Origin of the sequence: Vibrio sp. 1CM24A, from assembly GCF_023161725.1 — a bacterium.
Classification (GTDB): domain Bacteria; phylum Pseudomonadota; class Gammaproteobacteria; order Enterobacterales; family Vibrionaceae; genus Vibrio; species Vibrio coralliirubri.
In genome coordinates this window covers 55318-78231 of the sequence record NZ_JALNTS010000006.1, presented here as the reverse complement: position 1 = coordinate 78231, position 22914 = coordinate 55318, and the positions used below count along the sequence as shown (strand labels likewise).

At 44.3% G+C, this 22914-nt stretch carries 20 protein-coding genes; 8 read left to right on the top strand and 12 right to left on the bottom strand.

From position 1 onward, the window contains the following. Window positions 1-124: 124 nt before the first annotated feature. Window positions 125-1510 carry an alpha-amylase family glycosyl hydrolase gene (locus MSG38_RS14285; protein WP_248402050.1) on the top strand — a complete coding sequence of 462 codons (1386 nt, stop codon included), beginning with the start codon at window positions 125-127 and terminating at the stop codon, window positions 1508-1510. 145 nt (window positions 1511-1655) lie between these two features. On the opposite strand, the gene MSG38_RS14280 is transcribed toward MSG38_RS14285, so the two are convergent. From MSG38_RS14280 to MSG38_RS14265, 4 genes are all read right to left on the bottom strand, one after another. After that, window positions 1656-3527, bottom strand: coding sequence for a methyl-accepting chemotaxis protein (locus MSG38_RS14280; RefSeq protein ID WP_048610713.1), 1872 nt, complete (start codon window positions 3525-3527; stop codon window positions 1656-1658). Window positions 3528-3963: 436 nt separating this feature from the next. Next, window positions 3964-5334, bottom strand: a complete 1371-nt coding sequence (locus tag MSG38_RS14275; RefSeq protein ID WP_048609722.1) for a YjiH family protein — start codon at window positions 5332-5334, stop codon at window positions 3964-3966. A gap of 228 nt (window positions 5335-5562) precedes the next feature. Next, window positions 5563-6237 carry a YoaK family protein gene (locus MSG38_RS14270; RefSeq protein ID WP_048610715.1) on the bottom strand — a complete coding sequence of 225 codons (675 nt, stop codon included), beginning with the start codon at window positions 6235-6237 and terminating at the stop codon, window positions 5563-5565. A gap of 175 nt (window positions 6238-6412) precedes the next feature. Beyond that, window positions 6413-6895 carry a GFA family protein gene (locus tag MSG38_RS14265; RefSeq protein WP_248365719.1) on the bottom strand — a complete coding sequence of 161 codons (483 nt, stop codon included), beginning with the start codon at window positions 6893-6895 and terminating at the stop codon, window positions 6413-6415. A 32-nt stretch (window positions 6896-6927) separates the two neighbouring features. On the opposite strand from MSG38_RS14265, the gene MSG38_RS14260 reads away from it, so the two are divergent. The 3 genes from MSG38_RS14260 (at window position 6928) to MSG38_RS14250 (ending at window position 9575) form a co-directional block, all read left to right on the top strand. Further along, a complete protein-coding gene (locus MSG38_RS14260; protein WP_248402049.1) occupies window positions 6928-7581 on the top strand; it encodes a hypothetical protein in 654 nt (217 codons plus the stop codon). 124 nt (window positions 7582-7705) lie between these two features. Next, window positions 7706-8005 carry an isoamylase early set domain-containing protein gene (locus tag MSG38_RS14255; RefSeq protein WP_009845720.1) on the top strand — a complete coding sequence of 100 codons (300 nt, stop codon included), beginning with the start codon at window positions 7706-7708 and terminating at the stop codon, window positions 8003-8005. A 277-nt stretch (window positions 8006-8282) separates the two neighbouring features. Continuing rightward, complete coding sequence (locus tag MSG38_RS14250; protein WP_248402048.1) at window positions 8283-9575, top strand: peptidoglycan DD-metalloendopeptidase family protein; 1293 nt, start codon at window positions 8283-8285, stop codon at window positions 9573-9575. 131 nt (window positions 9576-9706) lie between these two features. On the opposite strand, the gene MSG38_RS14245 is transcribed toward MSG38_RS14250, so the two are convergent. Then, window positions 9707-11551, bottom strand: coding sequence for a bifunctional diguanylate cyclase/phosphodiesterase (locus MSG38_RS14245; protein ID WP_248402047.1), 1845 nt, complete (start codon window positions 11549-11551; stop codon window positions 9707-9709). A gap of 142 nt (window positions 11552-11693) precedes the next feature. After that, on the bottom strand, window positions 11694-12590 hold the full coding sequence (locus MSG38_RS14240; RefSeq protein WP_048610723.1) for a LysR family transcriptional regulator: 897 nt from the start codon (window positions 12588-12590) through the stop codon (window positions 11694-11696). 108 nt (window positions 12591-12698) lie between these two features. Between MSG38_RS14240 and MSG38_RS14235 the strand changes: the two genes are divergently transcribed. From MSG38_RS14235 to MSG38_RS23995, 3 genes are all read left to right on the top strand, one after another. Beyond that, on the top strand, window positions 12699-13904 hold the full coding sequence (locus tag MSG38_RS14235) for a multidrug effflux MFS transporter (RefSeq protein ID WP_248402046.1): 1206 nt from the start codon (window positions 12699-12701) through the stop codon (window positions 13902-13904). Between the two features lie 100 nt (window positions 13905-14004). After that, entirely contained in the window at window positions 14005-14355 is a 351-nt protein-coding gene (locus MSG38_RS14230; protein WP_017057980.1) for a hypothetical protein, read from the top strand. A gap of 285 nt (window positions 14356-14640) precedes the next feature. Further along, complete coding sequence (locus MSG38_RS23995) at window positions 14641-14775, top strand: hypothetical protein (RefSeq protein WP_010431176.1); 135 nt, start codon at window positions 14641-14643, stop codon at window positions 14773-14775. A 153-nt stretch (window positions 14776-14928) separates the two neighbouring features. On the opposite strand, the gene MSG38_RS14225 is transcribed toward MSG38_RS23995, so the two are convergent. The 3 genes from MSG38_RS14225 to MSG38_RS14215 all read right to left on the bottom strand — a co-directional run bounded on the left by MSG38_RS14225 (window position 14929) and on the right by MSG38_RS14215 (window position 17651). Continuing rightward, a complete protein-coding gene (locus MSG38_RS14225) occupies window positions 14929-15546 on the bottom strand; it encodes a glutaredoxin (protein WP_248402045.1) in 618 nt (205 codons plus the stop codon). A 68-nt stretch (window positions 15547-15614) separates the two neighbouring features. Then, window positions 15615-16505 carry a DMT family transporter gene (locus MSG38_RS14220; RefSeq protein ID WP_048614762.1) on the bottom strand — a complete coding sequence of 297 codons (891 nt, stop codon included), beginning with the start codon at window positions 16503-16505 and terminating at the stop codon, window positions 15615-15617. Between the two features lie 153 nt (window positions 16506-16658). After that, window positions 16659-17651, bottom strand: a complete 993-nt coding sequence (locus MSG38_RS14215; protein ID WP_048609714.1) for a porin — start codon at window positions 17649-17651, stop codon at window positions 16659-16661. A gap of 376 nt (window positions 17652-18027) precedes the next feature. Here MSG38_RS14215 and MSG38_RS14210 point away from each other — a divergent pair, with 376 nt between their 5' ends. Further along, on the top strand, window positions 18028-19044 hold the full coding sequence (locus MSG38_RS14210; protein WP_248402044.1) for a succinylglutamate desuccinylase/aspartoacylase family protein: 1017 nt from the start codon (window positions 18028-18030) through the stop codon (window positions 19042-19044). A 315-nt stretch (window positions 19045-19359) separates the two neighbouring features. Here MSG38_RS14210 and MSG38_RS14205 read toward each other — a convergent pair whose 3' ends face one another. From MSG38_RS14205 to MSG38_RS14195, 3 genes are all read right to left on the bottom strand, one after another. Then, window positions 19360-20079, bottom strand: coding sequence for a DsbA family protein (locus tag MSG38_RS14205; RefSeq protein WP_248402043.1), 720 nt, complete (start codon window positions 20077-20079; stop codon window positions 19360-19362). A 127-nt stretch (window positions 20080-20206) separates the two neighbouring features. Further along, window positions 20207-20764: a protein disulfide oxidoreductase gene (locus MSG38_RS14200; RefSeq protein ID WP_248402042.1), complete on the bottom strand. Its 558-nt coding sequence runs from the start codon at window positions 20762-20764 to the stop codon at window positions 20207-20209. A gap of 3 nt (window positions 20765-20767) precedes the next feature. Further along, a complete protein-coding gene (locus tag MSG38_RS14195; RefSeq protein ID WP_248402200.1) occupies window positions 20768-22831 on the bottom strand; it encodes a protein-disulfide reductase DsbD domain-containing protein in 2064 nt (687 codons plus the stop codon). Window positions 22832-22914: the final 83 nt, after the last annotated feature.

The following is a 22914-nucleotide window of genomic DNA, read 5'->3' as shown; positions in this document are numbered from 1 at the left end:
GGATGAGGGGTTTTAATGAGTAACTCATATAATAAATACCATTCTTAAGGAAATTTATGCAGCTTTGCCTTTTAGCCTTTGTCTTTATCTAGAAAGCTGTAAACGAGTTTGGTAGGAGAACAACATGGAGAGTTCAGCTATGTTAAGCAACCCAGCGACAGATGTCATATTGCATGCTTTTGACTGGTGCTACGCTGACGTAATGAAGAACGCCCCACTGATCCAAGAGTTGGGTTATAAATCGGTTTTAGTTTCACCAGCGATGAAATCGCTACGCGGCCCTAAAGGTTGCGACCGAGATTCTGGCACCCAATGGTGGCAACGTTATCAGCCCCAAGATTACCGTGTGATCGATAATCAACTTGGTGACACTCAAGACTTCACAGCGATGGTGAACACGTTAAAGCAACACGGGCTTCGTACCTATGTAGACGTCGTGTTTAACCACATGGCCAACGAATCGGGTATCCGCGGTGATCTAACGTATCCCAATCAGCAAGACATGGCGTCTTATCAAAAAGATGCTGACTATTATGAATCCATACGTTTGTTTGGTGACCTTTCTGAGCCTCTTTTTGATGAGAACGACTTCGTGGAAGCGTTTGGTATCAAGAACTGGAAAGACACGTGGGAAGTGCAAAACGGGCGTATTACCGGTGGCGCGAGCGATCCTGGCCTGCCAACGCTACTCGATAACGATAATGTGGTGGCACAGCAAAGAGCCTACCTAAAAGCACTGAAAGCCATTGGTGTGAAAGGATTTCGCATTGATGCGGCAAAGCATATGACACTGGCACACCTACGTAAGGTGTGGACTGATGACATCTGCGAAGAAATGCACATCTTCGGTGAGATCATTACCGATGGCGGCGCGACAGAAGAAGAGTATGAGCTGTTCCTTGAGCCTTATCTTAAACACACTCGCTTAGGCGCTTACGATTTCCCGTTGTTCAACACCATCTTCAAAGCATTTGAAGAACAGGGCAGCTTTAAGTCTTTGATTAACCCTTACTGTTTTGGTCAAGCTCTGTCGAACATGCGAGCCATCACGTTTGCGGTAACTCATGATATTCCAAACAACGAGGTGTTTTTGGAGCATGTGATGGATGAAGTGGATGAGCGATTGGCTCATGCTTTCATTCTTGGTCGAGACGGCGGTGTGCCGCTTGTTTACAGTGAACTGAGCACCAGCGGTATTCTGGACAAGAGCGGTCAGCCTCGTTGGCTCAACGACTGGCAAGCGCCTTACATGAAAAACATGATTCAATTCCATAACCATGTTCATGGCGAAGCGATGCGTGTAGTTGAAGCGAATGATGATTTGTTGGTGTTTGTCCGTGGCGATAAAGGCATTGTGGTGATTAACAAGTCGAAACGAAGCAAGACAGCCTCATTAAATTGGACTGGTGCAGTGACCGACTTGTTGTCTGGAGAAGTGTTTGACTGTGTTGGTAAGGAGTTAACCATCAAGGTTGAGCCTAACCAGTGCATGATGCTGACGACCAACTAGATCGAATCTGTTATGAGTTACGTCTAATCGTTTAGAAAGATAAGATTGAAAAGAAAGCCCCGCTACTGGCAATCAGTAAGCGGGGCTTTTTATTTGAAGCTGTTTATTAGTTACTAAACAGAGTGTTAGTTCAACGGTAAAGCGATTAAACCGTAAACTTGTTCAATAGCTCGTCTTGTTGGCGAACATTGTCCGTTTGAACCTGCATTGCTGTGTTCGCTTCTTGAGCTGCGTTGGACACTTGTGTTGAAAGGTCTTTGATCTTAACTGTGTTGTTATTGATCTCTTCCGCTACCAAGCTCTGCTCTTCTGCCGCTGAAGCAATCTGGATGTTCATATCTGAGATGCGTTGAATCGCGTCACGGATACGGTCAAGTGAAGAGTTCGCTTGCTGAGCGCGTTCAACGGCGTCAGTGGCTGTGTCTTTACTTTGGTTCATCGCGTTCGATACTGAGCTTGCACCCGCTTGGAGCTGCTCGATCATGTTGCGGATTTCAGTCGTCGATTCTTGAGTACGTTGCGCCAGAGTGCGAACTTCATCGGCAACGACTGCGAAACCACGGCCTGACTCACCAGCACGCGCCGCTTCAATAGCCGCATTCAATGCCAGTAGGTTGGTTTGGTCTGCAATATCGTTGATTACTTTTAGAATCGTTTCGATGTTGGCTGTTGCTGATTCAAGTACTTGTACTTCGGCAACCGCTTGGTCGATACGTGCTGAAAGGTTATCAATCGCTTGAGTGGTGTCGCTTACGACAGATGTGCCGTCTAGCGTTGCTTCGTCTGCTTCACGGGCTGCCGCTGCTGCGCCTTGAGCATTGTTTGCAACTTCAGTTGCAGTAACCGCCATCTCGTTCATTGCAGTCGCTAACTGTTCAAGCTCTTGCAGCTGGGTATTCATTGCTTTCGCTGACTCGCCCGCACCTTTCACTGTGATCTCAGTACCGCGTTTAATCTCAACACCGATCGCTTTCGATTGAATGATCTGATTTTGTAGATTTTCGGTAAAGGTATTGAAGCCTTTCGCTAGATCAGAGAACTCTTTGTCTGTGTTGGTATCTAGGCGCTTTGTTAGGTCACCTTGTCCGCTTGCTACGTCTTGAATGGCTTGGTTAAGTGCATCCAGTGGTCGCATTAACACACGAATCAGAACTGTTAGAGCAATGATGCTTAGAATCACCGCAATCAATGAGTAGATCATTGAGCTGTTCTTCAATTCTTCAACCGTTTGGAAAGCGATCTCTTCATCAAGGATGGCACCGATGTACCAATCTTCACTTGGGATGTGGGTGAAGTTAACTAGGAACATTTTGCCGTCGACTTCAATTTCTTGAGAGCCTTCACGAATAGTCGCTTGAGGCATGTAGCTCGAAAGCGTTTCACCGTTGTTTTTCGCATTCGGGTGAGCAATCGTGGTGCCGTCCGCTGTTACTAGGAACAGGTAACCCGCATCAAACAAGTTCACTTGGTTGACCAAGGTAGCAAGGTTCGTCAGTTCTAGGTCGTAGAACATACCTGCAGTGAAGCGTCCATTGTCTTTAACTGGCGTCCCCACAGAGATGATGACTTTCTTACTCGATGCATCCACATAAGGAGCGGTAACAACTAAACTGTTTTTGGATTTAGCATCAATGTACCAAGGACGAATTCGCGGGTCGTAATCTGGACCTGCATCCCAACCATCATCATTTTCAATAACGAAACCGTTTGCTTCATAACCAAAACCAACCGCTAGGAAGCTGTTTTTAAGCTTTGGCTTTTCTAGGATTTCTTTAACGTAAGCGCGATCTTCAGGGTTGATCTCGATGACTTCAGTCGTCGATTGAGCCAACGCTTTCTTGGCGTTCATCTCCGATACGACGGTATTTTTCACGCCCGAGACCATCTCTTCTAGGCTCGCATTGACGTGGTTTTCTACTGCACTTCTTACAGTGTAAAGTTGTTGTATTGAAAGCAATGATACTGTCACTAGCAGCAAGGCTGATGATGCAGCAACCACCTTATGGCTAAATTTCATTGAGTTTTCCCCTTCTCACAGGCTTTGCGAAGACTAAAGTTAATCGTGTTTTTGTAATTATATATATCGACTCGATTGAATTTTACTTGAATGTAATTTCACAAAATAGACTACAAAAATACAACAACCCAAACAATACAAAATTCACTAAATCACATATTTGTTACTTTTAGTATTTGGTTCAATGAGTTGGGGAATGGGGCTAGACGTAGTTTAAGGGGGAATTAAGAATGTATTAATTTGATAGTTATGCGTTCAGTTTTCTATTAACAAGAGGCGGGGTGAATAAACGATATGAAATCGAATGATATGCAGAACTTATAAATTGATTGAACTCCAAATAATACTGTGTATATATTTTTCGCAAATAAAAAGCCCCACAAAAGTGAGGCTTTATAAACTGAATCTTTATTGAGTTATATAAGTAACATCTAATTTAGAATATTAGATGCGCTACACCAGCGATAACTGGAAGCGTAATTAACGTACGCAGAATAAAGATAATAAACAGTTCTAAGATGTTCACTGGAATCTTACTGCCTAGAAGCAGAGCGCCCACTTCAGACATGTAGATCAGTTGAGTAACCGACATTGCTGCAATAACAAAGCGAGTCATCTCGTTGTCAATAGAAGCGGCAAGAATTGCAGGAATAAACATATCCGCAAAACCAACAACAATCGTTTCAGATGCTGCAACCGCTTCAGGAACACCAAGTAGCTCTAGGAATGGAATGAAAGGCTGACCTAGGAATGAGAATACAGAAGTGTATTCCGCAATAACCAGCGCCATCGTACCAAGGCCCATAACAACAGGCAGTACGCCAAAGACCATGTCCACGGCGTTACGGATGCCTTCAGCAAATACTGACTTAGCAGACTTAACTTGTGATGCTTTGCTTACCGCTAGCTCAAGACCCCAAGAGAATGTTGAGTGACCCGCTGGGATAGCGTCAGCGTCTTTGTGCGGCTTGCTGCCATCAATGAAAGTATCTTTCTTCATGCTTAGTGGTGGAAGGCGAGGGATGATTACCGCTGCCACAATACCCGCTAAACAGATTGCTGCGTAGAAAGGTAGGAATAGGTGCTCTAGTTCTACCTGAGCAATAACCACAAGACTGAATGTGATAGATACTGCTGAGAAAGTCGTACCAACAACCGCTGCTTCACGCTGAGTGTAGAATTTCTTCTCGTACTGTTTGCTTGTAAGCAGGATACCCACGCTGCCGTCACCTAACCAAGAAGCCATACAGTCAATCGCACTGCGGCCTGGTAGGTTGAAGATTGGGCGCATGATTTTACTTAGTAGCGTGCCAAACAGCTCTAGTAGGCCAAAGTTAAGTAGAAGCGGCAGTAGCAAACCTGCAAAGATGAATACTGAGAACAGTGTCGGAAGCAGACCTTCTAGAACCAGACCACCGGTGTTTTCTTCCCAAATAACCTCAGGGCCAACTTGGAAGAAAGCCATAACGGCTGCAGCACCACCAATTAAACGAACCAGCAACCACAATGGAGATGGGTTGAAAAGGCCGTTTAAAAATGAATTTGATGTAATGAATGTAGGCTTAAAAATGGTGCTTAAAACGGAAGCTACAGACATGAAGGCAACGATCGCAGTGATGATAGGGACTAGATATTCACCGAAAACCGCTTGAATTGATTTGGCTAAGATAGCTACAGGGATGGTTAGATCACCTTGATAGCTGATTGGCGCCATGAAAAGGAATAAACCAATCAATGATGGGATTAAGAAAACCCAGAAACTGCCTTTAGATTTCTCTGTTTGAGCAGTATTCGTGTTGTTAGACATGTTATTGTTCTCGAATTTCTACACGTAAAAAAGCCACATCCTTGGCATTTTTATTCACTAAACGTCCGTATTTTCTCATTGGGTGCAAGATTACCCAGTATTAATATCGCTTGCAATACTATTCATCAAATATCGCTAAATATTCATGCTGGTTATTCTGCTACGTATTAAGAGTTTAGAATAAAGTGTTGCGGATGTTACGTAGTTTGAGGTTATATTGCCAGATATTTATAAATTGACTGGGGTTTCAGTTCGATAGGTCAAGTATAACCAGTAGCTAAACGCAATAATGAAGGCGAAAGACGCTGGGAAAGCCAATGCCAAGATTTCGAAGCGTTGGAACAGACAAGCGCCACTTAAGCCGCCAAACAGGAAGCCAACCACAATGAACATCAGTAGTTTGGCTTTACGACGGTCAAAAGGCATCCCCTTTAAGCGAGCACCAATCATGATCCCCAGATCGGTAATGATCCCACTCATGTGTGTTGTTCTAATGATCGCCCCGCTGTAAGTGGTGATCATCGCGTTCTGCAAACCACACGCGGCTGAAGCGAAATACTGACCTGAAGTATAGCCTTGCAACAGTGTCCACAGCGCCAAAAACAGCAATCCCCCCTCAATACATAGCGCAACACCGTAACGGCGTCCTAACTTCAATGCTTGGTTTTCAATAAAGAACCCGCTGAACGCCGCACCTAACATGAAGCTCATGATCACCAATAGGAGGTGAACAGAAGCCGAGGTCGGTGTAAGCAGGCTACTGCCTAGCAAAGACATGGTGCCGGAGATATGGGAGATAGCTTGATGTTGGAAGCCAAGTAAGCCGATAGCATTAACACTGCCAGCAAGACCAGCTAACAAAAGGGCGCCGTATTCAACCCAGCGAGGTAGCTTAGAAATCATGTGGTTCACCCTGGGTTAAATAGAGGAGCAAGATTATAACGCTAGACAAAAGATACGCTAGCGCTGTGGAGCGTTGATATTTGATCTTAGGCAACAGTATTGCAGTTTGTTTTAATACTGTTGCGATATAAAGATAACGGTCAATAACGAGGTAAAGATAACGCTCAATGACAAACTAGCTGTAATGGCTCATTTGGTGGTCGAACTTAACCCAACCGTGTTTGCGTTCTTCATAAACCGAAAAGCTCGGCAGTGGGAAGTCTTGCTCTTTAAATAATCCGAGCGGGACGATATAAAAATCGGCGGCGGCAACCGACTGCAAAAGCATGGTGGTGCCACACTTGGGGCAAAACTGATAGGTGACTTCATTACCCGTATCGCTGATGCGTGAGAAAGAGGTCACTTCCCCGCTGAGTGTGACTTGTTCTATTGGGAACCGTGCCTGAACGCCGAACACACTTCCGGTGCGTTTCTGACACTCATAGCAATGGCAGACAGAGGTGCGTTGAGGTTCGCCTCGGCATACTAGGTTGACTGCTCCACAGCGGCATTCGCAACTTCTGATATTTCTATCTTTAATATGATTGATATCCATCCATGCTCCACTTCTGGTTAACCCTGTATTGATAATTATACTAAAGCCCTTTATGGTCTGCACAACTGGATGAAAACAAAAGAATATAATTGCCCATGAAAAAGAAAATCTTACCTATTCCTCTGATTCTACTGATTCCAATTGTCATGCTGGTTGTGGTGATAGTGGCGGGTATTTATCGCTTTAGCTTAAGTGATGAAGAGATCTTGGCGAAGTTTCCTTCTTCTCAAGTGAGTTATGACCCAGTCGTAGAAGCCGTTTTTGATTTGAAGACGACCAACCCATGGACAATCAAAGTTCCTGAAACTAACGCCTACGCGTTTATCAATGAAGTTGATGAGCCTAGATCCATCGCGTTTGGACGCTATGACTCAGGTGTTGAGCGCGGTGTGGTAACGGTAGACACCAATAATCTTTCAGCCGCCACGCTGGGCAAGGCGAGTTTCTTTGTCGCGCCGATGTGGATATCTAACCAAGGCAGCGGTGTGTTCTATTATCTAGGCCTGTTTAAACATGACCAGCAACGAAGCCGTGTGGTGTTAGTTGACCAACTTTTTCTGGGTGATCGTATACAAATTCAGACATTGGAGGTCGCTCAGCAGCCAGATTCGCAATCACAGAATAAACTCACTGGGGAAGGTTTTATCGGCTTTACTCAGCATTCTGCGGAACAATCATTTGCAGAACCCCCTTCTGAAAAGGTGTTAATGAGCTTTTCTTTTGATACGCAATCAATTGGTAAGCAATAACGTTTTCGTTAATGTAAGGATCTGTTGTTTATGTGAGCCAAATTACATATTATCTTAGTTAGATGAATGAAATTTAGACACACTTAGCTTTGTGTCCGCTTATTTTTACAAATGGAGCTTGCGAATGATTAATAAACGTTTTTTTAAGACGAAAGATGAAGTTGAAGTGACCTTCGAGCTAGAAGCTCAGGAAGCGAACTCTGTATCCATCGTTGCTGACTTTCTTGATTGGAAAGCCACCCCAATGAAAAAACTGGCCAAAGGGAAGGTTTACAAGTTTAAAACTCGTCTACCTAAAGATGGCGAGTTTCAATTCCGCTACCTAGTTGATGACCAACAATGGGTGAACGATGCGAACGCTGACCGTTACATCCCTAATGAGTTTGGTGAAGACAACTGCTTAGTGTCGACGGTTAACGCATAGTCTTTGTCTTAAAATTAGCGACTAATTCGCTTCGTTTATTAATTATTCGAAACGGGATAACGTCAACCAATAGAAAGCAGAAACTAGCCGTTTCTGCTTTTTTATTTTTAAATTTAGCGGTTAATTTTATTTCTCATCTAGTGGCTCTTCATCTACGGCAACTCAATGACTTAGGCTAAGTTGGGCAGATTCACATCATATTATGACAATGCATTGATGATTTATGCGTTTGAAAAGCATATCCTATGCCTTTATATCGTAGAAAGACCTGTTTACCGTGTATTCAAAAATATTTTCCTCTCCGTTTGCCGAGCTTTCACCTGTAAAAAAAGTAGCTATTTTAGGACTGCCACTTATTGCAGCGATTGGAGTTGCTCTGCAATCTTCGCAATCAAATCTGACGAAAACGATCGAACTTGATCTACCAGACTCAACCGTTATTGAGTCAATTCTGTCACCATCTTCTGTTACCGTTATTGAGCCGCCGACATTTGAGTATCAAATTCAATCTGGCGATAACTTGAGTAGCATCTTCACGCAACTTGGATTTTCTTATAAATCGATGATGAGCGTGATGGAAACCGATTTGAACTTTCTTGCTTTAGATACGCTTCGTCCGGGTAATACATTACGTTTTTGGCGTGATGAAGCGACCGGCGACCTTTCTAAAATGGAACTTCAATTTAGCGTCGCAGACAAAGTGGTTTACCGACTGCTGGATGACGGCAGCTACGAATTCGAAGACATCTCTATTCCTGGTGAATGGAAGCAAAAACCTTTAGTGGGTGATATTCAAGGCAGCTTCTCTATGTCGGCGAACAAGGTTGGCCTGAGCAGTCTTGAGATTGACCATATTGTGACTCTTCTTAAAGATAAGCTGAACTTTAGCCGAGATCTGCGCGCTGGCGATCAGTTTGAAGTGCTGCAGAAAGCGCAATATGTTGATGGTGTTGCAACCGGCAAACGTGAAATTGAAGCGATTAAGATCATGAATCGTAACCGCGTTGTGTCAGCGTACTTACACACTGATGGTCAATATTACGATGCCAATGGCGATAGCTTACAACGTGCTTTCCAACGTTACCCAGTGAGCAGTAGCTGGCGCCAAAGTTCTCAGTTTAACCCTAAGCGCTTACACCCCGTGACAGGCCGAGTCTCACCGCATAACGGTACCGACTTCGCGACGCCAGTTGGCACGCCGGTTCAAGCAACGGGTGATGGCAAAGTGATTATGACGCGTAAGCACCCATACGCAGGTAACTATGTGGTCATTCAGCACGGCAGCACCTACAAAACACGTTACCTACATTTGAGTAAGATTCTGGTTCGTAAAGGACAAACGGTAACTCGTGGACAGCGTATTGGCTTGTCTGGCAAAACTGGCCGGGTGACCGGCGCACACTTGCACTATGAACTGATTGAACGTGGTCGTCCTGTCAATGCAATGACAGCAAATATCCCGATGGCAGATTCTGTGCCTAAAAAGGAAAAAGCGACGTTTGTAGCTTCAAGAGATGAAGCAGATAAACTGTTAAAGGTCGCTTTAGAAGCCCAATCTAATAACAGCTAGTTAGACTCTTTGAGATAACCCTGAACTAAGGTTGTTATTCATCAAGCATAATTAAAACCGCGAGAGCATCACTCCGAGTAGAGCCATGTTCTCGCGGTTTTTTTATCCTAGGTTAATACAAGGATAGCGCTCTAAGCCAAGGGCTCCGAATGTGTGATATGGCTGACGATAGCTTCTGGTCGCATCGGTGGTGAGTAGAGGTAACCTTGTATCTTGTCACATCCCATTGCGTGCAGCTTTTCCAATTGCTCACGCTTCTCTACGCCTTCCGCAACCAATGACACATCGAGCCTATGAGCAAGCTGAACAATCAACCAAACGACGCTCTCCGATGTTGAGCTAGTCAACAAGTTACGGATAAAGGTGGCATCAATTTTAATGCAGTCGATAGGGTAGCTGTGGATGTAGTTCAAACTGGAGTAACCCGTACCGAAATCATCGAGCGCAATAGTGAAGCCTTGCCCTCTCAAAAAGTTAAGTGCCGATTTGGTCTCTTGGGTTGGAGATAACAACACCGTTTCGGTTAACTCAATAACAAACTCTTCAGCTTTAAAGTGATGTTCTTCAATGGTTCGAGTGAGGTAGGATATATAGCGTTTCGAGTCGGTCAGCTCATGAGCAGAACAGTTTATTCCAAGCTTAACCTTGTAACCTAAGCCTTGCTCTAAGGTGGTTTTAGCGCGACACACTAACTCAATAATACGCTCACCTAGCTCGACAATCAGCCCAGACTCTTCAGCCACTTGAATGAATTCCACAGGCGATATATCACCGTGTCTGGCGGTTTTCCAGCGAGTCAGTACCTCGAAGTATTCCCATTGTGTATCACCTTGACTGACAATTGGCTGCACAACCACGTACATACCATTGCCACTAGGTACATAATTATTTGAAATTGGGTTTTCAAGCTCATTTCGTAAAGCAGCAACTAACTCAGCCTTTCTTTGGTAGCGCACCCTTAGATGGGTGTCATAACATTGAATGTGAGTATCTTGGCTATGTTTGCACTCTTTAAGCGCTAAACTGGTGTTGAAGATGATCTGCTCAATGTCTTTGATGTCTCCGTCTGAGCGCGCAATACCAATGCTGAGATTGACATCGATCTTGATATCGACGCTGCTATAACCTTGCTTGATCTTAGCCAATATTTGTTCGCAAACGGATATTGGATCGGAATGGTAGGTAATGAAGGCGAACTCGTTGCCTGCAGTCCGGAAAGTCAGGTTGCTTTCGGGTAAGGTTCGACGCAAGGTTTCTGCGACAAATTGAAGCACTTTATCGCCAATATAATTGCCGTGCATGTCATTGATGGCTTTGAAGCTATTGATATCGAGTAAAGCCAATGTAAACGGAGTGACGCTCTGTTGAGTAATAGACTCTAAGGTATCTGATAGACAGCTTCGGTTGAGCAACCCGGTTAGGCTGTCGTGTGACACCTCATAACTAAGCTGATTTACCAGTTGTTCGGAACGATCGTTAAACCACATTTCACGTAAGGTGTGAATGATGATGTCGGCGAACAATTGATGATGCTTTATTACGTCTTGCTGCTGATCAGGGCTAAGAGGCGAGGTGAACGTTGAAAACAGCACGCCCATCACTTCGCCACTTTGAGTTCTAGTCGGGATCGCGATGGAGTTTTGTGAGGTGATTTCCTGCCTAAATGCCGATGTCGGCAATGACTGGACGACATACTGAGCAAACGAGCAATCTGGGTGTCTTTGGTTGACGGCTTGTTGGTAGATGTGACCATGGCGCGCATTGATTTTGTCATGCAATACATGGTCAGAATGGGCGATCACCAAAGGAACGGTTTGGTCAGGGAAGTGCTTCTTCTCAATGATGCTAGTGTATTGAGTATCAAAGGTCTGATGTAAAGTAAGCACAGCTGATTCTAAAAGGTCGATACCTTCCAATTTCAGCAAACGGCCAATGCGCTCTGTGTCTATCATGCTGTTGTGCGTATGTTGAGTCATAGTCACCATCCCTAGTTAACCAGATTCACTGTGTAAGCTGTATACGTATTATCTTGTATATGTGCGAACTTGTATAATCTATATGCGTCAAGTTTATTATCGGCCGTGTCGTATAACTTTTCAAATTAAAATGTGACTTATTTCACAGAGCTTGCGTGCTACGCTCTTTGTCTAGCCTGTCTTTCAGATGGTCCAAAAAGAGCTTGGTTCGCGTGTGCGAGTAATCAAGCTTAGGGTAGTACGCGTAAACCATCACTTCGTCGGCAGTAATATTTGGCAATACTGGAACTAATGTCCCTTGCTTTAGATCCTCTTTGATCATCGCTTTGATGGTTAACAGTACGCCCATTCCTCGCTTCGCAGCATGAAACAAAGCCTCTGGATTGGTGGTAGCAAAGTTACCATTGAGGGTGATGCGTTGCCCTTTGGTAAGTGTGACTTCTCGGGTAGGGCGCTCTCCCCAAATTAAAGAGTTGTGTTGTTCTAAGTCCTGCTCGTTGGTGGGGTAACCATGTTTAGCCAAATAGCTTGGCGCTGCATAGAAGCTGGCTTTGTGTTCAAACAGCGGTGTTTTCTTGAAGCTTAACGAGTTGAGCTGTTCCAGTTCACGGCTGATCACTAGATCCAAGCCCAACTCTGGTAATTGCCCTGGCGTGGTCGTGATCAGCTGCACCTTAATGTCCGGATACTTTTCTAAGAAGTCGTCCATGTATTGCACGAGAAACTTAGAACCAACCGCTATCGTTGCACCTATCTTTAACAGACCTGCAGGGGTTTGGTTGACTGAGCGTGTCTCATCAATTATGGACTGCCAATTATCGAGCTGATCCTTGGCTCGCAGGTAAAAGAGCGCGCCGGCTTCGGTTTGGCTAATTGAGCGTGTGGTGCGCTTTAATAGTTGGGTGCCGATGCGCTCTTCTAACCAGTTCACTCTTTTGCTGATCGCCGAGCTAGTGGTGTTCAGTTTTCGAGCTGCACCATTGAAGCTGCCTTCTTCCACTACTCTGACATAGCTTTTTACGTTAAGAATCCAATCCATATTGTTTCCTGTTGGGACTTAATAAAATTCCAATTTAGCTAATTATCAATTATTGGTTTTGAATGTAAACTCATCTAATGAACAAATATCAAACGAATAGGGAATTTTTTGAGCCAATCGACCTTTAAAAAAACACCGTTACTCTTAGCAATGATGATTATTGCTACGGGGCAGGTGGGTGTGAGCATCTACTTGCCAGCATTACCGTTAATTGCTTCTGATTTAAGTGCTACTCAAGTAGATGTACAGCTGCTCGTCACGCTGTTTCTGGTGGGTTTTGGCTTGTCTCAGCTATTTTACGGACCGATGTCCGATGCGGTGGGAAGAAGACCTATTTTCTTGTTAGGTCAGGGCGTTTATTTGATTGGTACAGTCGTTTGTGTTGTGTTTTCTGACAATATGACGGCGCTAGAAGTTGGTCGCTTGCTGCAAGGTTTAGGGGCGGGTAGTGCCTCGGTTCTTGGACGAAGCGTGCTTCGCGACAGCTATGATGGTTCTCAGCTTACCAAAGCGCTGTCTTATATCTCGATCACTGCTTCGATTATGCCGATCATTGCGCCGGTATTCGGTGGTTGGATTTCATTTCACCTCGGTTGGCAGGCGGTGTTCCTGTTCGTTCTATTGTACCTATTAGCGATATTTACGCTGGGTTACTTTGTTCTGCATGAAACTTTGCCATACGGAAAGAGCCGCTTTGATGCGTGCCAAGTAGTGAAGAACTACGGACGCTTGTTGACCAATCGCCAAGTGTTGACCAGTGCCAGTTACAACTGGATGAGCTACATGGCGAGTTTGGTATCGCTGTCGTTGTTTCCATTCCTAATGCAAGAGCAATTGGGGCTGACTGCCGCTGAATATGGTTCATTGATGATTGTTCCTTCGGCGGGCTTACTGATAGGTAGTGTCGCCTTAAACTTACTCAATCGTAGGTTTAGTACGCCCCAATTGATGAGCCTAGCTATTTTGATTATCTTGGCGTCGGGAACTTGGCTTCTTACTCATAAGTTATCCATCTTTAACTTGGTTTGGGCGTTTACTTGGTTGGCGATAGCACAAGGCATCTCGTTCCCATTATCAATCAGCATGTTATTAGAACCTCATAAGAAACAAGCGGGCGCAGTGTCTGCATTGTCTGGCTCAATTCAGATGTGTTTAGCGGGTTTATTGGGTGGGTATCTAGTAGAAAGTTGGGTCACGACTCATCTACAGTTAGGCGTGTTCTACCTCATTATTGGTGCAGCCATGGGCGGAGTGCTTTGGTCTTCAACCAAAATGAACAACAAAGGCGATACTGTTGAAGTGGAATATAGCTAAATGCCAAATTCACTATCGTTTAACGCACCATCGTTAATACGTTGTATTTGTGCTGATGGTTTTCTACAATGCTTCGGTCCATTGAATAGGTAAAAACAAAATGCAGCAAAATGAATTTGAAGTACTGGTAAAAGCTATCTGTGCACTAGATGGCCTGCCTCAAGCGCTTGAGCTATTGAAATCCAATGAGGATACAGAAGTCGCTGAGGCTGCTGCATCACTGACTGGTCAATTTGCACTTGCTGAAGTGGAAGGCGAAAAGCGTATTTACCACGTGACGCTTCAAGAAAATGAACAAGGCGAAGAGCAAGAGTACATCGAACATGTCATGAATGAAGGCGATGACTTAATCAAATTTGCAGCTTGGTTCTTTGAAACGATGTTTGAATTGAAGCAAAAAGACACATACCAAATTGCTGGTAAAACTTACAGACAGCCGAAGCGCAGCTAGGTTTCTCAGTAAAGTATTTTAGAAAGCAGCTCTCTTGAGCTGCTTTTTTTATAAGTGTCTAAACCAATGTTTTGGATTGTTATTAGGAATGGAGCATTAAGCTCAAACCAGAATTTAGGTTAACTCATTGATATACATATACAATGCTGATTAGCACAGAGACAAAATTAGGTTAATTGCAAATGAACACTTAGCATTGCATTAAAGTGTGATTTAGATCTTGTTTTTGGGCGTTATAAGTGTAGAATCCGCGCTAAAGAAAGTTGATTATGTGCGGAGATAAGCATGAATTACGAACTAGGCCACGCATACCTTGGTCAAATGGCAGCAAAAAACATGATGCACGAAGCATTGTACGGCACTTCAAAGCCAAAGAAACCATCGTTCTTTAAGCGAATGATGAAGAAAATGGCTAAATAAGCATTTTCAAAAACGGAATTTTAAAAGGCCTTAAACTCGATGAAGTTTAAGGCCTTTTTCGTTTTAGCGATTGGTGAAAGTTATCGCTTTGTTTTGTTGTGGATGGACACAAAAAACACTAATTAAGCTTCTGACTAATGGCTTTTAATGAACTCAGCCAGCAGATTGATTGGATAAGTCGACCACATTATTAGGGATGCTATCTAAGCCATTTTCTTTCATCCACGCTTCTAAGTTATCGGCACCACCGATGTACTTACCATCAAGCCAGATCTGCGGGACGGTGACCGGTGTTTTCTCACCAATGTGTGCTTTTACTTCTGGAATCATACGGTACAAAGCGGCGCTATCTTTTACGACATCGTGGTATTGGTATTCAACACCCGCTTCATCCAACATTTTCTTTGCTTTAACACAGAATGGGCAGGTCGCCTTACCATAAACGATGTTGCCTTTCAGGCTGTCTCGTTTGGTCCACTCTTTGATCACGGATTGGACTAACACACCGCGATTAAGCGCTTCACCTTGGCTGACAACCTTGCCTTCAACAACAAGGATTGGAGCATGCCAAGAGCCTAGTTTTAGCGGCTCCCACCAGTGAGACAACCAATCTTTCACTTCCAGTTCGACATCGACATTGGCCAATTCATTCTCAAAAGTATCCTTCAGAATGTCTTTGGTAAGGGTACATTCCCCACATGGGATATTAACTTTAAATGGACCCCAGCTGCCTGCCCAACGGTATAGTGTAATCTTGACTGGTTTCTTCATGGTTACGGCCTCGTTTGAATTCTCTTATCCATATAGAACGGACAGTCGAACTATTTATTTCACCAACCTTAAACTTTCTTCACTTTTGAAGGTTTTTTGGTTTCCCAGTGCGTTATAAATGCAACTGACGCAATAATAATAGCAGCCCCTAGCCATAAACGACCCGGTGGAACCCAACTAAACACAATCCAACCTGCTAAAACATTTAGCGGTAATTTGGCGTGGTCAAAAGGTTGCACAAACGAAGCATCAGCGACTGAGTAGGCTTTTACAATCGCCCATTGAGCGAGTGCCGTCATAACACCGATAACAATCAATATAGCCCAAATTGTACCGCCGCTTGGCGTCTGCCAATCTGGCGCAGCAAGCAGGATGTTAAATGGTGTGATTAATAGTAGAAGATAGACCACCATGGTTGAAGGACTGTCTTGAGAAGATAGTTTTTTCACCATCAGTGAGTAGCATGCCCAGAAAAACGCCGCGCCGACTGGTAATAGCGTTGCCCAGTTAAAGTCTTCAGCCCATGGCTCTAGAATCACCATCGCACCCACGAAACCTGCTATGGTCGCACCCCAGCGAGCTGCCCCAACTTTTTCTTTTAAGAAAAGCCCTGAACCTATGGTTGCAAACAATGGCGACGTCATGAGAAGGGCAATGCCTTGCCAAATTGGTACCGGGTAAGCCAGTGCCCATATCCAAAGTTGAATACCAATAACAGACAAGAAGACACGGAATACGTGCAATTTGAGGTTGTCGGTTTTTAGCGCACGGCGAATGCCCAGCGTTTTCAGATAAGGAAGAATAGCGAACAACGCGATGGCGTATTGAATAACGGCAACGGTGGTAGAAGTAAGTCCGAAATGAATGCTAGCAATTTGAGTTAGGCTGTTAATAACGGCAAAGGCTAGGCCTGCGGTTAGCATCCAGCTAGCGCCTTGGATCGGATGGTGTTGTGACATGATGCTTCTAATTATTTGATGTGGTCCACCTATGATACGGATTTAACACCACTTAACCAGAAAAAGCATTGATGAAGTCAGTCAGAATATTTGAATATGAAAAAGGTTGAGCCATTGCCCAACCTTTTAGTCTGTATCTAAAGTCGATTTAGATTAGAAATCGTAACGTACACCTAGGCGAAGTGTGTCTTCACCTTCCGTTGTTAGACCTGTAATTAGGCTTTTCTCTTCGTCCAAACCATTGATGTAGTATGCAAGGTATGTACGGAAGTTGCTGTTCAGCTTGTAGTAGCCTGCTAGCTCGATGCCATCAACAGAATCTGCTGTAGAACCGTTTGCCGCTTCATCTTCTTGATATGTGTACACTACAGCAGCAGAAAACTGCTTAGTGAATTTATACTGTGCTGCGAATTCCATTGCAGTGAATGACTCAACATCTGCGCCAACTGCTTTATCGTCTGAATCACCTGTAGAGTAGGTTGCTGCTAGGTAAAGGTTATCTAGAGAATATGCTAGACCTGCAAGGATTTGGTTTGCGCTACCTGCACCAGCACCTAGATCTTCGCCAGAGTATGCAAGACCAAGGTCAAGACCGAATGGTAGTGAGTAAACACCAGAAATGCCGTAGCCGTCTGAGTCTTTTTCGCTATTTGCTTGATAAGTCGCTTCTAATTGAAGTGCGTCAAAGCCACCACGGTATGCAAATACGCTATCTTCTTTGTCAGAAGCTGCGTCGATTACTTGCTGAACACCAGAGAACTCAGTGATATCCGTAAAGTCAGATACGATTACTGAAGCCATGTCTTGACGACCGACAGAAAGTGCTTGGCCATCGAAATCAACACCAGCGTACATGTAACGGTTATCAAACTCACTGTCACCAGTGCTTTGCTCTGCTTCGTAGAAACCGAATGCTGTTACAGTATCTGTAAGTTCTGTTTTACCACCAAGGTTTAAACGGAAACGAGTTTTATCTTCCATTGTACCTTCAACTTCAGCACCGCCTGAACCAATGAAATCACCACGGAATTCCGCACGACCGCCAATTTTAAGTTCTGTACCATCAGAGCTGTAAACTGTTGCTGCTAGAGATGAACCTGAAACTAGTGCCGCTACCACTGCAGAAGCTAGAACTGCCTTTTTCATAATCACTTACCTTGTATTTTAAAATCCGTGAGCAATGTGCTCTCCGTTTCGATATGAAGCTAATTTAGAGCAGATAAATTAAGCTTTCATTTCCATAAAATTACATTTTCGTGAATGGGGAACTTTTTTAAGTGTTGATTTTATTGCACTTTTATTTCATGCGACTGAGTATTCTGTGAATAGATATACAAGTTGCGTGTATTTCAAAGGTCACATTGACAAGTTTTACCTTGGAATCACGAATGTCGATGGTGATGAATTTTGGTAGCGCTTGAGGGCTTGTTAATCTGATTAACTGCTTGTACTGGTTGGGATATCCTCTATGATGCAAAAACTCAGAAGAGAATAGATTTTGCTCAACAAGATGGAGAGTTGGATGAAAACAGAGTACTTAGGCGATGTTTTACAAGGTAGGCAGGTTATTGGCTCCTTGAATGTTGAAGACCTACCCGTTGGAGAGCACCAGTTTTGGTTTCAAGTCACCAGTGATGGGCTAGGGCAGCCTAAGAACATGCCGGTTTCTGTTTTCAAAGGAAGTCAAGCTGGTCCTAAGTTGATGATCACCGCTGGTATTCACGGTGATGAGCTCAACGGTGTGTTGGCTGCTCAACAAATTATCAGGGACTTAGTCGGTAAAACGCTCAAAGGTACGGTAACGATTGTGCCTACTGTGAATTTGTCTGGCTTGCTGAACCATAGCCGTGATTTCATCTCTTCGGATCCGGGTTCTTGCCCTGCCAATCTTAATCGACTCTTTCCGGGTGATGCGAATGGCCTAGCTGCGGAACGCTTTGTTTCGTCTTTGTGGGAGCGTTTGCTTAAGCACAATGCCACCTTCGCCGTTGATCTCCACACTCAAACTCGTGGCGCAGTCTACCCACTTTATGTATTTTCTGATTACCGCATAGAACAATGTTTGGAGATGGCGAGGTTGATGCAGCCCGATTGTGTTCTGAATGACCCAGGCGATCCAGGTATCTTAGAAACGGTTTGGAATCGAAGTGGAATTCCGAGCATCACGGTGGAAGTTGGTATGGGGAAATTTACTCAGCCTGACATGATTCAACGTGCGGTAGACGGTGTTTTTAACATGCTGTCTTATTATGAAATGTTCGAAATTAACCTAAATAACCCAGACAAAATGCAACTGCCGAGAATGGATTGGATAGAGGGTAATGATGTGGTTTCTATCCGCGCTGATATTGGTGGTTTTGTATTGCCGCAGGTTGAGCTTCTACAGAGCGTAGAACAAGATGATTTATTGGCCATTCAATATGACGCTTTTGGTAATGAGTGTCGCCGTTATCACGCGCCGTCTGCTGGACGTGTCCTTAGCTATAACGTGGATGCGTTAAGGGAGCCGGGTGCGCTTGTTTGTCGCTTGTTAAGTTAGGGCTTAGTCGGCTGAACGTTTCCGTGTTAATGCACTGTGTCGCCATTTAAAACACGAAAAAAAAAGACCGAGCAGGGCTCGGCCAAAGGACAGTTGTCTAGAGTAAGCACGTCTTGGACTCATCGAGAGAACTGCTTTTAGAGTAGCGAGGCTAGATTAAGAATCCATTGCAAGATAGTGACACTTCGACTGCTTTTCTGTTTCAAAAATAATATTAAAAACATTATCTTAAGCTCATAAAAAAGCCGACTGCGAGTTACGCGAGTCGGCTTTTTATTACTTCTCGTTCGAATTTTTATCTCTATCTAAACTCGATTAAAAAGCGTCATCTACGATCTCTTTTAATCGGTCGTAAGGCACGTATCCCGGTAAGAACTGCCCGTTCATCATTAATGTTGGTGTGCCAGTTAAACCCAATGCGCTAAAGGTTTGGTGGTTGGTCATTAGCGTGTTGCTTTGTTCTGTGGTGGTGTCTAGTTGCGCTTCTGTTCCTGTCTTCTTGGCTACAGCTTGCAGTGACGACTTTGTGTGGCTACCGCTTTTGGCCATTAATAGTCGGTCTACTTCAGGGAACGCTTCTGGATTATCTTTCCATACTTTCATAGCGTATAGCGCTGCGTTGGTGTTTAGACCCGAAACCTGTTGCTGCTTAAATGATAGGTAGACATTGATGACCTTAATGTCGCTATTTTCAGAGGTGAGTTGAGTTAACCCTTTTTCTAAGCGCTTACAGAAAGGACAGTTATAGTCGGTAAAATTAACGATGACCGATTTGCCATCTGGATTGCCAAGGATCGGGTGAGCGTCATTGTTGTATAACCAATCATGGCTTTCCGCTTGGGCTTTCTTTGCTTGCTCTTGACCTGCTACGTACTGCTCTAAACTGGTATGCAATCCAGAGATCGTCGATGGGTTTTCTTTCAGGAATTGATTAATTTCTTCAAGTTGTTGAGTTTGTTCTTTGTTTAATTCTGCGAAGGCATTAGTACTCATTAGTGAGCCTAAAATCAGTGCGCTTATCAGATGCTTTTTCATATTGTCTTTTCTCTAATTCGTGATAATCGTGAGCGCTTATTAGGTTGCGCTCACATTAATATTGTTTGTTAAACTGGCTGAGTCGGTTTATTCACTTAGCTTTGCTCTGTTTTTCTTTGTGAGCGAGTTAGGCAAAGTAGGTTCTTAACCACAGCCCTATAGGAGAAGTAACGCCTGTTGCGATACTGCTTATCTTTCCGTCTTTGATGATTACGATGCTTGGAGTGACATTAACGCCCCAACTTCTGCTGATTGATCCAGAAAGATCATTGATAACAGGGAATTCATACTCTTTTGCATCCAAGTAGCGCTGGACACGTTCGTCTGGACCAGACGATAGAGCGACCGAAACCACCTGATGGGAATCGCTGAAGCTATTGACGGTTGGGCTTACAAATTTGCAGGCACCACACCAAGTCGCCCAAAAATAGACAATGACTGGCTTACCATTTTTGCTTAGCTCAATAACATCAATACCTTCGCCTTGGAGCGACTGACCCACAATAGGAATCGCGTCGCCTTGAGGCATGCTTCTGCTGTGATAAAAGTCCATGGCAAATGAAACCACGCCAACGATCAATATCATTGAAACCAGTTCCTTTCCCCACTTCTTAAGACGACTTGGCTTTTTGGCTGCGTTGTCTGCAGCCGTGCTAGATTTCTCTTCATTGTTGGGAGTCTTCATCAGTTATCTCGCAGCATCGATGGCTTGAACGACAGTGTCACTGTTGAGAATGACAGGCAGTGGAATACCGCTTTTATAGCTCGGACCATAGACGATATTAAATGGCACACCAAATCGCCCATTACTTTGTAAGTATTGAGTGACACTTTCACTTGGTGTTGTCCAATCACCTTTCATCAAAACAATGTCTTCTTGCTGTAGGTGACTGTAGACAGGGTCTTGAAGGATGACGCCGATCTTGTTGGCTTTACAAGTGATACACCAATCAGCAGTTACATCAACAAAGACCGTTTTGCCTTCATCAACGAGCTGAGGGATTTGCTTCGCATCCAGCTTTTGCCAAGCAAGGTCATCAACGATAGGTGTCGCCCAGTTATCTGCAGTAACACTGCCGACAATAAGAGCTGCACCAAACATCAAGGTAGTGGTTGCCATGATAGGAATCAGTACCTTGCGACCCAGTTTCATGCCAATCCAAACCAGTACTGAAATCACGATAAATAGCGACAGCAGGATAGTTGGGAATTTACCAATGAATGGGCTCAGAAGGCTTGTTAGCCATAAGCTGGTAATGAACATCATTAAGCCAAAGATAAGCTTAACTTTGAACATCCATGCCCCAGGCTTTGGAAGCAATTTGGTTAGGCTTGGGAATAGCGCAAAGATCAACCAAGGCGCACTCATACCGATACCAAGCGCGATGAAGATTGCCCATAACTCTTGATAGCTTGCTCCAAGTGCATAAGCAACCGCAGTGCCAAGGAATGGCGCGCTACACGGCGTTGCTAACAGTGTCGCAAACATGCCTTGAACAAAGTGGCCTGAATGTGAGTCATCGCCTTTGGTTGCCATCCAAGTGTTTAAACCTGATGGTAGTCTGAATTCGAATAACCCAAGCAGGTTAATTGAGAACAGCAAAGTGATGATCAGCATGAATCCGATGAACCAAACGTTTTGGAATTGGATTCCCCAACCAATAGCATTACCCCCCATTTTTAGAGCGGTCATACCTAGGGCTAACAGCGCAAATGATGTAATGACACCTGAAGCAGAAGCTAAGAAGGAGAGTCGGATATGACGATTAGATGCACCTTGGTTTTGAATGATGCTGTTTAACTTCATTCCTAATACTGGCAACACACATGGCATGATGTTGAGGATCAAACCACCAATTAAAGCGAAGCCTATCATCGCCCAAAAGCCGTTGTTGCTTGTTTGGTAAGCGATCGGTTCTGAGCCTACTAGGGCCGTCATCTCTTCGGCGAAATTAGTGTCTGAAACGGTGACACTTACTGTACGGTCCGTTAAGTCGACTTCACCTATCCAGTTGCTCACATCAAATACGGCCGTCATTGTATTGTCTGTGATCTGGACGCTTGGTTGAGAGAAGAAGTCATCAATCACTTCTTGCCCGTCAATCAACACCATCGGCTTATCCCAGCCATCTTTACTCGTCAGCTGAGTAACCAGTTGCTGCTTGCTCTTGTCCCAAAATAGACCATTGACCGAAGTGCGATTAGCTTCTCTTGGAGATTGGCTCATGCCTTGGTTGAACAAGAACATCGCTTCTTCATCGAGCGCTAAGGTTTGTGGGTCAATCGGCAGTTCGATATCGTAATCGGTTAACACACAGATATTGGTACACGACGGAAAGGTAAACGACGCCCTGAATATTGCAGGCTTCGTGTTGTCTTTCAGGGTTAACGTGACAGGAAAGCTGACATGCTTTTTGTAGCCTAACGTCATGACGTCAAGCTGCTCGTAGTACTTAGGTATCGGCCAGTGCCACTCTACTGACTCAATGTTTGTTGAACCAGACCAGTCCCAGCTTGGCGGAATACCACCTTCGCCTGGGCTGCGCCAATAGGTTTTCCAGTCGCCGTCGAGCACGACATCGAGCACGGTTTGGATCTTAGAGCCGTCATCCGACTGTTCACCCGTCGACATCATTCGCATCTTCACAGGCGGATGCTCAGGCACACTAAGCCAGCCTGTTGTCTGTGCCAAGGCGGTAAATGACGTCATAACCAAAAGGGCAGTGACTAAGGTTTTCGCGCATGTACGCATAGAGAATGCCAATGAATCGACAAACTTAGTTAGTAGTGTGTTGTACACAAATGTATCTCCAAAAAATAAATAAAAGGGTGTAG

Coding starts and splice junctions, on each gene's coding strand:
- MSG38_RS14195 (WP_248402200.1), bottom strand. CDS start 22,831: ATGCGTACATGCGCGAAAACCTTAGTCACTGCCCTTTTGGTTATGACG.
- MSG38_RS14220 (WP_048614762.1), bottom strand. CDS start 16,505: ATGTCACAACACCATCCGATCCAAGGCGCTAGCTGGATGCTAACCGCA.
- MSG38_RS14215 (WP_048609714.1), bottom strand. CDS start 17,651: ATGAAAAAGGCAGTTCTAGCTTCTGCAGTGGTAGCGGCACTAGTTTCA.
- MSG38_RS14240 (WP_048610723.1), bottom strand. CDS start 12,590: ATGGATTGGATTCTTAACGTAAAAAGCTATGTCAGAGTAGTGGAAGAA.
- MSG38_RS14285 (WP_248402050.1), top strand. CDS start 125: ATGGAGAGTTCAGCTATGTTAAGCAACCCAGCGACAGATGTCATATTG.
- MSG38_RS14270 (WP_048610715.1), bottom strand. CDS start 6,237: ATGATTTCTAAGCTACCTCGCTGGGTTGAATACGGCGCCCTTTTGTTA.
- MSG38_RS14200 (WP_248402042.1), bottom strand. CDS start 20,764: ATGAAGACTCCCAACAATGAAGAGAAATCTAGCACGGCTGCAGACAAC.
- MSG38_RS23995 (WP_010431176.1), top strand. CDS start 14,641: ATGAATTACGAACTAGGCCACGCATACCTTGGTCAAATGGCAGCAAAA.
- MSG38_RS14280 (WP_048610713.1), bottom strand. CDS start 3,527: ATGAAATTTAGCCATAAGGTGGTTGCTGCATCATCAGCCTTGCTGCTA.
- MSG38_RS14210 (WP_248402044.1), top strand. CDS start 18,028: ATGAAAACAGAGTACTTAGGCGATGTTTTACAAGGTAGGCAGGTTATT.
- MSG38_RS14205 (WP_248402043.1), bottom strand. CDS start 20,079: ATGAAAAAGCATCTGATAAGCGCACTGATTTTAGGCTCACTAATGAGT.
- MSG38_RS14245 (WP_248402047.1), bottom strand. CDS start 11,551: ATGACTCAACATACGCACAACAGCATGATAGACACAGAGCGCATTGGC.
- MSG38_RS14275 (WP_048609722.1), bottom strand. CDS start 5,334: ATGTCTAACAACACGAATACTGCTCAAACAGAGAAATCTAAAGGCAGT.
- MSG38_RS14225 (WP_248402045.1), bottom strand. CDS start 15,546: ATGAAGAAACCAGTCAAGATTACACTATACCGTTGGGCAGGCAGCTGG.
- MSG38_RS14260 (WP_248402049.1), top strand. CDS start 6,928: ATGAAAAAGAAAATCTTACCTATTCCTCTGATTCTACTGATTCCAATT.
- MSG38_RS14255 (WP_009845720.1), top strand. CDS start 7,706: ATGATTAATAAACGTTTTTTTAAGACGAAAGATGAAGTTGAAGTGACC.
- MSG38_RS14230 (WP_017057980.1), top strand. CDS start 14,005: ATGCAGCAAAATGAATTTGAAGTACTGGTAAAAGCTATCTGTGCACTA.